This is a genomic window from Alcaligenes sp. AB3, from assembly GCF_031844565.1.
Taxonomy (GTDB): domain Bacteria; phylum Pseudomonadota; class Gammaproteobacteria; order Burkholderiales; family Burkholderiaceae_B; genus Alcaligenes; species Alcaligenes faecalis.
This window is the reverse complement of record NZ_JAUZVM010000012.1, coordinates 34,538-48,089: the sequence shown is the minus strand read 5'-3', so window position 1 is coordinate 48,089 and position 13,552 is coordinate 34,538. Positions and strand designations below refer to the sequence as shown.

Below are 13,552 nucleotides of genomic sequence, written 5' to 3'. Positions count from 1 at the left end.
TACTGAACGAAACAACTTGAGGTGCCTGAACCGGTCAGGCACCGGGGTGGCGGCGCAGCGCGCCGACCACCGCTTAAGACCCGTGTTTAAAAGGTCTTAGATCTTGCCAACCAGATCCAGGGAAGGAGTCAGCGTCTTGGCGCCTTCTTCCCATTTAGCTGGGCAAACTTCACCGGGGTGAGCGGCGATGTACTGGGCAGCCTTAACTTTGCGCAGCAGCTCGGAAGCCACACGGCCGATACCGTTGTCGTGGATTTCCAGAACCTTGATTTCGCCTTCTGGGTTCACTACGAACGTACCGCGCAAAGCGATACCTTCTTCTTCGATCAGCACGTCAAAGTTGCGCGACAGCTGATGAGTTGGGTCACCGATCATTGGGTAGTTAACTTTGCTGATGGCTTCCGACGTGTCGTGCCATGCTTTGTGAGCAAAGTGGGTGTCGGTGGACACGGAGTAAACCTCTACGCCCATTTTTTGGAACTCGGCGTAGTTGTCGGCCAAGTCTTCCAGTTCGGTTGGGCAAACAAACGTAAAGTCGGCTGGGTAGAAAACAAAAACAGCCCACTTACCGGCAACGGTTTCGTTGCTGACTTCGATAAATTTGCCGTTGTGAAAAGCTTGTGCTTTAAAAGGTTTGATGACGGTGTTGATCAAAGACATATTTGCTCCGGTGAGTGATTAATCATTGACAGTAAAGCCATTATAGGAAGCCACTGCCGATTAGTAAAATTGATTAATGCAATAACGTTAATTGCTATTAGCTATCGCACGTCGCATAAAAACTTCTTTCTATGCGTCGCACAGACTTATGCTAACAGAGCTAGATGACAGTGCAACTATCAGCGTTCAAGCTATAAGGCTACTTCGCTGGGCACGGGGCTGGAGGACTGCTTGGCGTTGAACAAACAACGGGCAAAATCCTGCCAAAACTGCGCATCGTCGCCTAAAGAAACATTAATACGTATATATGTAGATGGTTGCTGTTGCGGGGAAAACAAGGCCCCCGGTACTAATAAATGGCCGGGTCGCCCCAAGGCGCGCACCAGACTTTCCGTATCCACACCCGTATCCACCCAAACAAACATGCCTGCCTGGGGTGGTGCGTCCGGTGCCAGCCCCACATGAGCCAATTGTTCCAGGGTTCTATGCCTGTCGGCATCTGCATGACGGCGCAGTCGCTCCAGGTGCTTGCGATAGGGACCGTCTACCAGCACCCGGTGGATGACCCGCTCGCCCAGCTCCGGCGAGGTCAAGCCCGCCAGCATTTTCAGATTCACCAGGGCTTGCAAAAGCTCGGGAGCCGCTGCCATATAAGCCACCCGCAGGCCCGCAGCCATCACCTTGGAATAGCCCCCTACCAATGTCACCCGGTTCAACTGATCCAATTGGGCCAGACGGCAGGCAGGATTGGCATGCAGCTCACTATAGGTATCGTCTTCAATAATGTGGAAGTCCCAGGTCTGGGCCAAGGTCAGAATGCCGTGTGCCACCGCCGGGCTCAAACTAAACCCGGTAGGGTTATGCACCACGGTATTCAGGATGACCAGACGTGGACGATGTTCACGCGCCAATTGCTCCAAGACCGCCAGATCCGGACCATCTGCACGGCGCGGCACACTCAGCACTCGCACATCGACCACGGCCAGACGGGCGAACAGCAGATACCAGGCCGGATCTTCTACCACCACGGCATCACCGGGCCGCAACCAATGGCGCAAGAGCAAATCCAGCGCCTGCGTAACACCACTGCACAATAAGAGCTGGGTATCAGGGTCCGCCTGTATGCCGCTATCTTCCAGTTGCCCCGCAATATGTTGGCGCAAAGGTCGATAGCCATGAGAGTGCCCATAGCCCAGCAGGTTGGAGCCTGCACTACGACTGACCTGCCGCAAAGCAGCCAGAATCATCTCGTTATCCAGCCACTGACGGGGAATACCCGCGCTATCACTCTGCCCCATGAAGCTGTTCAGCATCCAGTTCACATCAATCTTGCGCGGCTCATTCTTTTCTACATGCAGGGATTCAGAACGCAAACGCCGGGGGCTGCGCACCCGCACAAAAAAACCTGAACCAGGCCGAGACTCCACCAGGCCCAAAGCCATCAATTTGTCGTAGGCGGCCACAACGGTATGCGTGCTGACGCCAGCAGACTGTGCCAACCGACGCACCGAAGGCAAGCGACTGCCACCCCGATAGCGAAAATGCAGAGCCTGCTGCACCCAGGCAACCAACTGATCGCTAAGCGTCACGTCCGAACCGCGCACGGGCTGCCAATCCAACCATTCCATGATGCTGACCTTTAAGCGAGAAAACCGACTGTAGCGGAAGTTTGACCAGTACAGCCTGGCCGACTGATTGATGAACTGTATCGCAACTGTATTGCTTATTTATTTTAAGCTCAAAGCTGTGATAAACCTATTTCTTATCCGTGGTGATTTTCATGAGCCGCAGCACCAGTCTTCCCATGCCTAGTACCGCCCCAGCATTGCTGATCTATCTCTACGCTTTTATCGGGGTTACCGTCTTTGCCTTCACCTTGCCCATGACGCGGCTGGCGGTGCAAAGCTTTGACCCCTGGCTGGTCGGGATGGCGCGAGCCAGTATCGCGGGGGTGTTTGCGGCCATCATTTTACTGGCTACCCGCAGCCGCCGCCCCACTGCTTCGGAATGGCGCGGTATTGCCCTGTCCTGTACAGGTGTGATCGTGGGCTGGCCCGTGTTTTCATCGATTGCCATGCAGACCGTGCCGTCCTCGCACGGGGCCGTGTTAAGCGGCCTGATTCCCCTGGCTACCGCCATTGTTGCCTCTGCCCGTAGCGGTGAACCCTTGAGCCGCCGCTTCTGGATGCTGAGCCTGCTGGGTGCCGTACTGGTGCTGCTCTACGCTTTCTATATTGGTGAAGGCGCACTGCAAACCGGGGATATCTGGTTGGCTCTGGCCGTGTTCATGTCCGGCGTGGGCTATGCCGAAGGTGGCCGTGTGGCTCGTACCCTGGGTGGATGGCGCACCATTTGCTGGTGCCTGGCAGCCAGCTTGCCGCTGACCATTCCTGCCACCTTGTGGCTGACCTTTCCTATGACAGAAATGCCTTCTTCCCAATCTGTCATGGCCCTGCTCTACCTGGCCCTGTTCTCTTCCCTGCTGGGCTTTTTCCCCTGGTACAAGGCCATGGCCATGGGTGGTGTGGCTCGTATCGGGCAGGTACAACTGGCCCAGCCCTTTCTGACCGTGCTGATTTCAGCAGTGTGGTTAAGCGAGCAAGTGGACTTGCTGACCTGGCTGTCCTGCATCGTCATCATCGCCATTATTGCGGCCAGCCGTCGCGCCTGAAAACACAATGGCAAGGCGGCTAAATACAGCAAGGGCATATTCACCTAACTAATACTTCGTTCCCAGCGGGGGCTCGCGCAAGCACACTGGCTCATCATTCCATGAACCATGTAAGGCAATAGCGCGGCCCACGTGACTCCGTTTTGAGCAGGGCCGGTACTGGTATTGCCGCAAGGACATCTGATCATGCCCGCCCAAGCCCCTGCCGCGCTTGCCCTGAGCGCCCGGCCCCTGATGCTGTGGAAACAGCTGCGCGACGACCTGCAAGTCATCGCACACGAACATGCTGATGCCGTTCTGGCCAGTTCCCTGGCCGCGGAAGACATGGTGCTGTTTCATGCCATGTCCATCTACACCCCCGAATTGCAAACTGTCACCCTGGATACCGGTCGTCTGCACGAAGAGACCTTGCAATTGGGGCGCGACATCCAGCAACACTACGAACGCCCTATCCTGTTTTTTCACCCTGACCCGGACCGGGTTCAGGAACACGTCACCACGCATGGCACACACGCTTTTTACGAAAGCGTGGAGCTGCGCAAAGAGTGCTGCGCGATCCGCAAGGTGGAGCCGCTGCGCCGTGCCTTGCAAGGCCGATCGGCCTGGATCACCGGCCAGCGTCGCGAACAGACCGCCAGCCGCACCGAACTGTCCAGCAAGGAATACGACAGCGTCTTTGGGCTGCAGAAATTCAACCCCTTGATCGAATGGACTCAGGACGATGTCTGGGCCGTGATCCGTGGATTAAGCATCCCCTACAACCCACTGCACGACCAGGGCTACCCCTCCATAGGTTGCGAGCCCTGTACGCGCGCCATTCGCCCCGGTGAAGACGTGCGCGCCGGGCGCTGGTGGTGGGAACAGCGCGACAGCCTGGAATGCGGCCTGCATGCCAGCAATCTGAATAGCAGTGTCAACACCTGAAGGAACCCCATGGGCGAACCACTCTCTACCCGTACTCATCTGGACTGGCTGGAAGCCGAGGCCATTTTTATTCTGCGCGAAATCGCGGCTGAAGCTGAAAAACCCGTGCTGCTGTTCTCCGGCGGCAAGGACTCCGCCGTGCTGCTGCAACTGGCCCAGAAAGCCTTTGCGCCCGGCCCGCTGCCGTTTCCGCTGATGCACGTGGACACCGGTCACAACTACCCGGAAGTGATTGAATTTCGGGATCGCCGCGCCGCGGAGCTGAACGCCGAGCTGATTGTGCGCAGCGTGGAAGATTCCATTGCGCGCGGCACCGTCGTGCTGCGCAATGAAACCGCCAGCCGCAACGGGGCCCAGGCCGTCACCTTGCTGGAAGCCATTGCCGAATTTGGCTTTGATGCCTGTTTCGGTGGTGCCCGCCGTGACGAGGAAAAAGCCCGCGCCAAAGAACGTATCGTGTCCTTTCGCGACGAATTCGGCCAATGGGACCCCAAAGCGCAACGCCCCGAGCTGTGGCACTTGTTCAACACCCGCATCCACAAGGGCGAGAACCTGCGTGTCTTCCCGATTTCCAACTGGACCGAACTGGACGTCTGGCAATACATCCAGCGTGAGGCCATTGATCTGCCATCCATCTACTACACCCACTCACGCGAAGTGGTGGAGCGTCAGGGCCTGGTCGTTCCCATCACCCCGCTGACTCCCCTGCTGGATGGTGAAACTTCTGAATGGCGCGATGTACGTTTCCGCACCGTAGGCGATATTTCCTGCACCTGCCCGGTGCTCTCTACCGCCGCCTCCGTGCAAGACATTATTGCTGAAACCGCCTTGGCCACCATTACCGAGCGCGGCGCCACCCGCATGGATGACCAGACTTCCGAAGCCTCCATGGAACACCGCAAGAAACAAGGATATTTCTAATGAACACAGTCAATGACGCCTGGCTGCAGGCTGCCGATCAGGGCGTGCTGCGTCTGATTACTGCTGGCTCCGTGGACGACGGAAAATCCACCTTGATTGGCCGCTTGCTGGTGGACAGCCAGGGCGTGTTTGCCGACCAGATTGCGGCTATCCAACGCTCCAAATACAAGCGTGGCGAGGACGCCGAACCCGATCTGGCCCTGCTGACCGACGGTTTGGAAGCCGAGCGCGAACAAGGCATCACGATTGATGTGGCCTATCGCTACTTCGCTACCCCCAAACGCAAATTCATCGTGGCCGACACCCCCGGTCACGAACAGTACACCCGCAACATGATTACGGGAGCCTCCACCGCCCAGGCCGCCATCATCCTGATTGATGCGCATCGCGCCAAAGACGGTGAACTGCTGACCCAGACCAAGCGCCACAGCACCGTTGCCAAGCTGCTGGGCCTGCGTCATATCGTGGTCGCAGTGAACAAGATGGACCTGGTCGATTGGGACCAGGCCGTGTTCGACCGTATCCACGAGGCCTATCGCCAACTGGCTACGCAGCTGGGGATTGAGCACTTTCACATCATTCCGCTTTCGGCCTTGAAGGGCGAGAACATCACCCAGGCTTCGCCCCACACACCTTGGTATCAAGGTTTGCCGCTGTTGCCTTTGCTGGAATCGCTGGATCTGCGCGAGAACATTCAACGCCCTGCCCGTTTGTTTGTGCAATGGGTGGCGCGTCATGGTGGCAGCAGCGCTGAGGGCTTCCGTGGCTATGCCGGCCAGCTCAGTGGTGGCCGCATCCAGGTAGGCGACAGCGTTCAGGTGTGGCCTAGCGGGAAAACCGCCGTCATCACGCAACTGTTCCGCGCCGGTACAGAACAAGTTTCCGTCAGTGACGGGGACGCAGTAACCGTGGTACTGGATCGTGAGCTGGATATTTCGCGAGGCGATTTGCTGACGCTGGCCCATGAAGCCATCAGCACCAGCAAACACTTTGATGCACAGCTGTGTTGGCTGGATGAGCAGGCCTTGAACACCACCCGCTCTTACTGGTTAAAGCAAGGCACGCGTCTGACGCAAGCCAAGGTGCAAGCCGTGCATGCCTTGCGCGATGTGCATAGTTTGCAAGAGCAGCAAGCCACTGGCACCTTGTCCTTGAATGATATTGGCCGTGTCAGCCTGGTCAGCCGTGATCCGCTGGTGCTGGACGATTATCAGAATCATTCCAGCACGGGCTCTTTCATCCTGATTGACCCCAGCACGAACCAGACCGTGGCTGCTGGTCTGGTCCAGAAGCGCGTATAAAGAACAGCCTGCGGCAGACCCACGTCTTGCCGCAGGCACCGTATAAGATCACGACGCCTCTTGCTGCCTGACTGACCGGCCCCGTGCTGAACCGCGCCTGAGCCTCATTAATGCCGCCAGCACAATACACGCGCTCACACCCAAAGTCATGGCTAACTGATAGCGGTACGCCTCCACCATCGCCATATACACCAGCACCGCCAAGATCAGCACGATGGACAAATAGGTCAGCCAGGGGAAAAACCACATCTTGAATGGCAAATCTATGCCTGAGTTTTCTGCCTGGCGACGCGACAGTAGCTGGGACACAGCAATCACCAGATAAACGATCAGGGCAATCGCACCCGTTGTGGATAGCAAGAACGAAAACACCTGTCCCGGCAAGAGATAGTTCACCAGGCAGCCTGCAAAACCGGCCAAGGTTGATACGAGTACGGCGTTATAAGGCACACCTTTGGACGATACCCTGGCAATACAAGCAGGAGCATCACCACGGACGGACAGGGAATAAATCATTCGAGAGGCCGTATACAAGCCGGAGTTCATGCAGGAAGTCACCGCAATCAGTACCACGACATCCACAACTAGCTTAGCCCCAGGCAAGCGAAGAACTTCCAGCGTGCGCTGAAATGACCCCACCTGCATCAGCCTGGGATCGTCGTAACCGACGATCAGCACAATCAAGGAAATCGACAACACATAAAACAGGGAAATACGGTAGACCACCAGATTGGTCGCCTTACGTATCTTTTCCTGCGGGTTATCAGTTTCGGCGGCGGCAATCGTCACAATCTCCGCCCCAAAAAATGAAAACATAGTAATTAGGATACCCGCCAACACGGCGCCCATGCCTTGCGGCGCGAAGTTGCTGAACACGGGAATCATCGGCACCTTCCCCCCGTCCACCCAGGGCCAGAATCCGGTCAGGGCGCAGAGACAGGCCACAATGAACACAATGATGGCCAGCACCTTGATCAAGGCAAACCAGAACTCAAACTCGCCAAAATTCTTGACACTAAACAGATTGGTCATCGACAAGGCGACCATGATGACAATGGAAAACTGCCACGAAGGGATATCCGGCATCCATTGATGCAAGATATAAGCCCCGGCAATGGCTTCAACGGGAATGATCAAGCCCCAGAACCACCAATACAGCCAGCCAATGGAAAAACCCGCCCAGGGCCCGATCGCCCGCGCGGCATAGGTGGAAAATGAACCACTATCAGGATTGGCGACAGCCATCTCGCCCAACATCCGCATGACCAGCAGCACCAATGCTCCCGTCAAGATATAGGACAGTACCGCTGCCGGCCCGGTCTTCGCGATGGCATTGGCTGATCCAATGAACAGTCCGGCACCAATGATCCCCGCGATAGAGATCATGGACATCTGTCTTGAGTTCAGGCCGTGCGCGAGCGCACCCTGGCCTGCCTGTTCAGGCATGGTCATTATTGTCTCCTCGCTTTTTATTCAATGGCGGGGCAGTTCTGACCCGCCCGGTGCGCCCCGACGATATGCTTCGCTTGCTATAGGCGCACGTCACCCGACAGCCAGGCCCTGCCGATCATCGCCCAGGACCCTCCGTCCGAACACTCAGGCAGCGTCAGAGGTCAAACTTCACCCCCTGCGCCAAGGGTAATTCTCGGGAGTAGTTGATGGTATTGGTCGCCCGGCGCATATAGGCACGCCAGGCATCGGAACCGGACTCGCGGCCCCCGCCGGTTTCCTTGTCCCCACCAAAGGCGCCACCGATCTCCGCCCCGGAAGTACCAATATTGACGTTGGCAATACCGCAGTCCGAACCACTGACCGACAGAAACTCCTCTGTTTCACGCAAGTCATTACTGAAAATGGCAGACGACAAGCCTTGCGGAACATCGTTTTGCAGCGCCAGAGCCTCGGACAAGTCCTCATAGCGCAGCACATACAAAATAGGTGCAAAGGTTTCCTGCCGTACCGTATCGGTCTGGCTGTCCATTTCCACGATGGCTGGTCTGACGTAATAAGCCGATGCGAACTCATCCTCCAGCACCCGCTCTCCACCGCTAACCCGCCCCCCTTGAGCACGCGCCGCATCCAGTGCGGTCTGCATCGCCTCAAAAGAGGCCCGATCGACTAAAGGTCCCAGCAGCGTTCCTTCCTGCAACGGATTGCCAATCCTGAGCTTGCCATACACCTGCTTGAGCCGTTCTACCAGTTGCTCACTGACACTACGATGCACAATCAAGCGTCGGGTACTTGTACAGCGCTGCCCCGCCGTCCCGACCGCCGCAAAGACAATCCCCCGGACCGCCAGATCCAGATCCGCATTAGGCGTGACAATAACGGCATTATTGCCCCCCAGTTCCAGCAAAACGCGCCCGAAACGACGCGCCACACGAGGCCCCACTTCCCGACCCATCCGTGTGCTGCCGGTGGCCGACACCAGCGCCACCCGAGGATCATCAACCAGTAGCTCTCCGGCTTCGCGCCCACCAATCAGCACTTGGCTCAGGTGCGCCGGCCCGGCCTCATACCGCGCCATTGCCCGCTCAAATACAGCCTGGCACGCCAGGGCGGACAAGGGTGTTTTTTCGGAGGGCTTCCAAATCACGGCATCGCCACACACCATGGCCAGCGCAGTATTCCAGGCCCACACCGCCATGGGAAAATTAAAAGCGGTGATCACCCCGACCACTCCCAATGGATGCCAGGTTTCCAGCATGCGATGACCAGGCCGCTCAGAGGCAATCGTCAAACCGTAGAGCTGTCGGGACAAACCCACCGCAAAGTCGCAGATATCAATCATTTCCTGGACTTCACCCAAGCCCTCACTCGTAATCTTTCCAGCCTCCAGGGAAATCAACTGGCCCAAAGCCTGCTTCTCGGCCCGCAGCTCCTGGCCCAGCAGTCGAACCAGCTCACCTCGTGCCGGCGCAGGCACGGTACGCCACACCTGCCAGGCATCATGGGCACGAGCAATCGCCTTGCTAAGCTCCTCGCTGCTGTGAGGCCGCAGATGGGCCAGAATGCCCCCGTCGATAGGCGAGCGCACCGACATTCCCCCTTGAACATCCAGCGCAGCCGTCACACCCAATTGGGCCAGGGTGGAATGGGCCAGTTCGCTTGTCTGCGTCATGCTTGTGTAAGTCATACGTGTACCCCATAAAAAATGCGGAATATCGGCTTTCAGAAGCACGCCCATTCCTCAAAAAAGTCTGCCTTCAAGACCGACGCCGCCCTTGGGCGCTGCGGGCACCGACAAGATGCGCCAACTGTGCGCCATATTCATAAGCGGCCTCCTTCACAGGCTTGCACGGGACCGACTTGAGCGGAGACAGAGGTAAAGGCAGCTCTTCCACCTTGATCCGCCCCAAAACCAGATGCGCCAGCTCGCGTCCAAAGACCGTTCCAGGAGCAATGCCACGCCCGTTGTAGCCGCTAAATGACAAGACCTGTCGCCCCAGCTGATGCAGGCGGGGCACGGCATCCGACGTCATGCCTATCCAGCCATACCATTCATAATCAAACTGCACGTGCTTCAAGGCCGGAAACAAGTGCTGCAATGCGCGTTGCGCCCACGCCTTATGTATTGCTTGTCCGCGTCCGCGCAATGCCCCCACACTGCCAAACACCAGGCGACCGGCTTGATCGAAGCGGTACGAGGATAAAACCGAACGCGTGTCCCACGCTCCCTGCCCCCCCGGCAGAATCTGAGCGCGCAGTGCAGTATCCAGCGGTTGCGTGGCCACATTGAAATAAGGCAGACGCACCAGTTCTGCGGGCAAGGCTGGCCAGATATCGCTGGTATAGGCATTGGTCGCCACAATGACCCAAGGTGCCAGCACCTCCCCGTCCTGCGTTTGCAACACCCAGTGCGTGCGGCCATCCTCAACCCGCCTGACGGCACTTTGCTCGCAAATGCGGGCCCCCGCCGTGATCGCTGCCCGCGCCAGTCCTCGAACATAGGCTAAAGGCTGGAGCGTGCCCGCGCGCCGGTCCAGCAAGGCACCCGCATAGGCGGTGGTTCCCGTTGCCGCCGTAGCCTGTGTGTGATCGAGCAACTCCACCGGCGCCCCGAGAGCTTGCCATTGCTGCCAACGCTTCCGGATGTTGCGAAGGCCACCCGCGCCGACCGCGCAGTGCAAAGTACCATTCTGCACGGCCTGACAATCAATCCGGTGTTGGGCTACCAATTCATACACAGCAGCCGGCGCCCCGCTTAACAAGTGCAATAGGCGGCCCCCGTAATAAGAACCCAAGGTTTTGAGCAACGTCTCTGGCTCAAGCCACAAGCCAGCATTGACCAGCCCCACATTTCGTCCCGATCCGCCAAAGCCGATCTGCGCCCCTTCCAGGACCACCACCCGCGCTCCAGCCTGTGCCAGATTCAGGGCTGCGGACAAGCCGGTAAATCCAGCGCCAATAACTGCAACATCCGCTTGGACTTGGCCTTGTAAACGCTGGCAGGCCACAGGGGCTGGAGCTGATGCCTGCCAGAGTCCATGGCTGCGCCCGTCCGCGTTCATAACCTCGACTCCGCCAGAAAACGTTGCTGCAAGGCGTGCTCGGAACGCATCTGAGCAGCGCGGTAAAGTTCAATTTCATCCAGCACGGGGCCACCCAGATCGCGTTCAAACTCAGACCGAGCCGCTTGCGATACATAGTTTCTCTGTTCAGCATCACCCAAGTTGGACTGGAAAATCCCCGCCGCGCTAACTGGCAGAAAATCCTCGTAAGTAATGGGGTTCAATGCGACTACGCCGCGCTTGATCAAATCAGGCAGATTCCAGGGCCGGCCGGCAGCCAGTTCCTGCTGCCAGATAGCAGGGTCCCGTGGTTCAAATCGAAAAAAAGCCAGCCCACGCTCGTACATTTCATCGCTGTCATCTGGAAACTGAGCAAACACGTGCTGGAGACGTTCGGCATACGTCTGTGTAGTAGCGGCTTGCTGCCCGGCATCTCTGGCTTGCGCCAACAAGGAGTCATAAAGTGCCCGGCCCGCCTGGGTCAAAGCCACGCCACGTTGCTCTATCTCACCAAAACGTGCGGTATGAGACCCTACCCTGGCTTGACCGGCAAACTCAATCTCCTCCTCCAAGGCTTTGAAACTGGTTTGGCGCAACAGGATGGGATGGCGCCTGCGCGGTGGGCCTTCAATCAGTTCTTTGGCAGGGATCCCCCGTTGGGGCATGGCCTCTTGTACCGCATCAATATCCAGGGTTCTGGGAGTCAGGTGATTGATATGGGGGCCCTTGAAACAAACAATATCGGCCACCAGACGATGTGCCTCATGCAACTTGCGATACGTGTCCTGATCGACAGTCGCCTGGCGATGCCAGCGAAAAACGGCGGTGGCGGCAGCCACAAACTCCGTGACCTGCAGTTCGGTCAGGCCACCAGACATGTGCGCCTGTTCCGCCAACTCCAGCAACCCTGAGGGAAAAATAGTCCGTTGCGATAAGATTGCAGCTGCCTGCGCTCGCAGATTCGCATCCTCTATCAGCTCCAGTCTGAGCAGAGAGGTGAACACCCGGAAGGGATTGGTTTGTAACGCATGGTCGTCCACAGGGCGAAACGCGGTGGAGTGGACGGGTACACCCGCCACCGACAGATCGTAATAACCAACGGGATACATACCCATGACGGCAAAAATCTTTGCAATCCCTTTGAGCTCCGCCGCTGTACCAACCCGAATGGCGCCATGGCGCTCCACATCCAGACGGGTCAACTCCGACTGCTGCTGTAAGGCGCTGCGTAATGCTGGGTCATGCTTGAGCACACTGGCATTGATCTCGTGCACCAGGCTCAACAAGGCCCCGTACTGCGGCACCTCCTGCTGATACATGGCCGACATGGCGCCTGAGAAACGGGAACGGATTTCGTCCTTAGAAACAAAAACAGAGGTGTCCATAGAACCGCCAGCAAATTGCATGACCTGTCGACAAGGCAAGGTCAGTCCATTAGTGAATCACTTCCGTGTACTCGTATGCACTCCTTCACACCACAGCCAGCGGAAGCCCGTCATCTTATAAGCCTGAAATACTTAGCAATCTTGCAACTCATTCTGTGAGCAGTGGCAAGAGGGGTCAAACGATGATTCCAACTCAAGTCATTCCTAAATAGAATGACTAAACGTTTTCCCTTAGCAAACCAGCATGTCCATTCCCAAACGTTTTCTTCCTCCCATGCACGTCCTGATTGCCTTTGAAGCCGCCGCACGGCTGGGCAGCTTCACGGCAGCAGCGGGCGAGCTGAATCTGACCCAAAGCGCCGTCAGCAGACAGATCAGACTGCTGGAAGAAATATTGGGCGCGGAACTTTTCGTCAGAGAACGCCAGACGGTTCGTTTGACTCAGGCGGGTAGCACTTACGCCCAAGAGCTAAGCGATGCTCTTCGACGCATTGCCAACGCCACCCTGGGATTCAAAGCCAATCCGCATGGCGGAACGCTGAACCTGGCCATCCTGCCCACGTTCGGGACTCGTTGGCTTGCCCCCCGGCTGCCAGAGTTTGTGGCTGCATACCCCGGCATCACCATTAACCTGCTAACGCGCCTGCAACCGTTTGACTTTCAAATGGAAAATGTGGATGCCGCCATCCATTACGGCCTGCCCGACTGGCCGGGGGCGAATCTGGATTTTCTGATGTCAGAAACCGTGGTACCTGCCTGCAGTTCCGCCCTTCGCGAGCACTATCAGTTCCAGACGGCAGCTGACTTGCTCAAGGCACCTTTACTGCATCTGGTTTCAAGGCCCGATGCCTGGGAGCGATGGTTCAATGCCAACGGTGTGGACAACGTGAAAATTCACGGCATGCTGATTGACCAGTTTGCGCTGATTACACAAGCAGCTATCTCCAACCTTGGAATTGCCTTACTGCCCACATTTCTGTTCAAACAGGAGCTCAGTCGCGGTGACTTGGTTCTAGCTCTGGACTCGCCCTGCCTGAACACGGAGGCTTACTACCTGGCCTGTCCGGCGGGACGCTGCGACTACCCACCATTGATCGCATTTCGACAATGGCTACAAGCGGAAATCACGCGGGAACGCGCCCCGGACTGAGGCCGGGGCTTCAAACCGCCGCGGTGGTG

General features: G+C 57.4%; 11 protein-coding genes. 5 read left to right on the top strand and 6 right to left on the bottom strand.

The window, feature by feature from the left end:
* Positions 1-96 precede the first annotated feature (96 nt).
* Together ahpC and Q9R35_RS17505 are read right to left on the bottom strand one after the other, a co-directional pair.
* On the bottom strand, positions 97-660 hold the full coding sequence (gene ahpC / locus Q9R35_RS17510; protein WP_042488726.1) for an alkyl hydroperoxide reductase subunit C: 564 nt from the start codon (positions 658-660) through the stop codon (positions 97-99).
* A gap of 191 nt (positions 661-851) precedes the next feature.
* On the bottom strand, positions 852-2,288 hold the full coding sequence (locus Q9R35_RS17505) for a PLP-dependent aminotransferase family protein (protein ID WP_252605422.1): 1,437 nt from the start codon (positions 2,286-2,288) through the stop codon (positions 852-854).
* A gap of 152 nt (positions 2,289-2,440) precedes the next feature.
* On the opposite strand from Q9R35_RS17505, the gene Q9R35_RS17500 reads away from it, so the two are divergent.
* The 4 genes from Q9R35_RS17500 (at position 2,441) to Q9R35_RS17485 (ending at position 6,477) form a co-directional block, all read left to right on the top strand.
* Positions 2,441-3,331, top strand: a complete 891-nt coding sequence (locus Q9R35_RS17500; protein ID WP_026485485.1) for a DMT family transporter — start codon at positions 2,441-2,443, stop codon at positions 3,329-3,331.
* A 186-nt stretch (positions 3,332-3,517) separates the two neighbouring features.
* Entirely contained in the window at positions 3,518-4,255 is a 738-nt protein-coding gene (locus tag Q9R35_RS17495; protein WP_042488733.1) for a phosphoadenylyl-sulfate reductase, read from the top strand.
* 9 nt (positions 4,256-4,264) lie between these two features.
* A complete protein-coding gene (gene cysD, locus Q9R35_RS17490) occupies positions 4,265-5,176 on the top strand; it encodes a sulfate adenylyltransferase subunit CysD (protein WP_063692291.1) in 912 nt (303 codons plus the stop codon).
* Positions 5,176-6,477 (top strand): GTP-binding protein, encoded by a 1,302-nt coding sequence (locus Q9R35_RS17485; protein WP_311220200.1) that lies wholly within the window; start codon positions 5,176-5,178, stop codon positions 6,475-6,477. Before cysD ends, Q9R35_RS17485 begins: the two co-directional genes overlap by 1 nt.
* A gap of 48 nt (positions 6,478-6,525) precedes the next feature.
* Here the strand turns inward: Q9R35_RS17485 and Q9R35_RS17480 are convergent, their stop codons facing one another.
* The 4 genes from Q9R35_RS17480 to Q9R35_RS17465 form a co-directional block, all read right to left on the bottom strand.
* Positions 6,526-7,929 carry an amino acid permease gene (locus tag Q9R35_RS17480; protein WP_026485481.1) on the bottom strand — a complete coding sequence of 468 codons (1,404 nt, stop codon included), beginning with the start codon at positions 7,927-7,929 and terminating at the stop codon, positions 6,526-6,528.
* Positions 7,930-8,083: 154 nt separating this feature from the next.
* Positions 8,084-9,613: an aldehyde dehydrogenase family protein gene (locus Q9R35_RS17475; RefSeq protein ID WP_404977961.1), complete on the bottom strand. Its 1,530-nt coding sequence runs from the start codon at positions 9,611-9,613 to the stop codon at positions 8,084-8,086.
* Positions 9,614-9,683: 70 nt separating this feature from the next.
* Complete coding sequence (locus Q9R35_RS17470) at positions 9,684-10,988, bottom strand: FAD-binding oxidoreductase (RefSeq protein WP_042488743.1); 1,305 nt, start codon at positions 10,986-10,988, stop codon at positions 9,684-9,686.
* Positions 10,985-12,373, bottom strand: coding sequence for a VOC family protein (locus Q9R35_RS17465; protein WP_042488879.1), 1,389 nt, complete (start codon positions 12,371-12,373; stop codon positions 10,985-10,987). Before Q9R35_RS17465 ends, Q9R35_RS17470 begins: the two co-directional genes overlap by 4 nt.
* Positions 12,374-12,617: 244 nt before the next feature.
* Between Q9R35_RS17465 and Q9R35_RS17460 the strand changes: the two genes are divergently transcribed.
* Positions 12,618-13,523 carry a LysR family transcriptional regulator gene (locus Q9R35_RS17460; protein ID WP_197313535.1) on the top strand — a complete coding sequence of 302 codons (906 nt, stop codon included), beginning with the start codon at positions 12,618-12,620 and terminating at the stop codon, positions 13,521-13,523.
* Positions 13,524-13,552 lie beyond the last annotated feature (29 nt).

Bases quoted from the DNA above. Each gene is read 5' to 3' on its own strand.
- Q9R35_RS17495 (WP_042488733.1), top strand. From the start codon at position 3,518: ATGCCCGCCCAAGCCCCTGCCGCGCTTGCCCTGAGCGCCCGGCCCCTG.
- cysD (WP_063692291.1), top strand. From the start codon at position 4,265: ATGGGCGAACCACTCTCTACCCGTACTCATCTGGACTGGCTGGAAGCC.
- Q9R35_RS17485 (WP_311220200.1), top strand. From the start codon at position 5,176: ATGAACACAGTCAATGACGCCTGGCTGCAGGCTGCCGATCAGGGCGTG.
- Q9R35_RS17505 (WP_252605422.1), bottom strand. From the start codon at position 2,288: ATGGAATGGTTGGATTGGCAGCCCGTGCGCGGTTCGGACGTGACGCTT.
- Q9R35_RS17470 (WP_042488743.1), bottom strand. From the start codon at position 10,988: ATGAACGCGGACGGGCGCAGCCATGGACTCTGGCAGGCATCAGCTCCA.
- Q9R35_RS17460 (WP_197313535.1), top strand. From the start codon at position 12,618: ATGTCCATTCCCAAACGTTTTCTTCCTCCCATGCACGTCCTGATTGCC.
- Q9R35_RS17465 (WP_042488879.1), bottom strand. From the start codon at position 12,373: ATGGACACCTCTGTTTTTGTTTCTAAGGACGAAATCCGTTCCCGTTTC.
- Q9R35_RS17480 (WP_026485481.1), bottom strand. From the start codon at position 7,929: ATGACCATGCCTGAACAGGCAGGCCAGGGTGCGCTCGCGCACGGCCTG.
- Q9R35_RS17475 (WP_404977961.1), bottom strand. From the start codon at position 9,613: ATGACTTACACAAGCATGACGCAGACAAGCGAACTGGCCCATTCCACC.
- ahpC (WP_042488726.1), bottom strand. From the start codon at position 660: ATGTCTTTGATCAACACCGTCATCAAACCTTTTAAAGCACAAGCTTTT.
- Q9R35_RS17500 (WP_026485485.1), top strand. From the start codon at position 2,441: ATGAGCCGCAGCACCAGTCTTCCCATGCCTAGTACCGCCCCAGCATTG.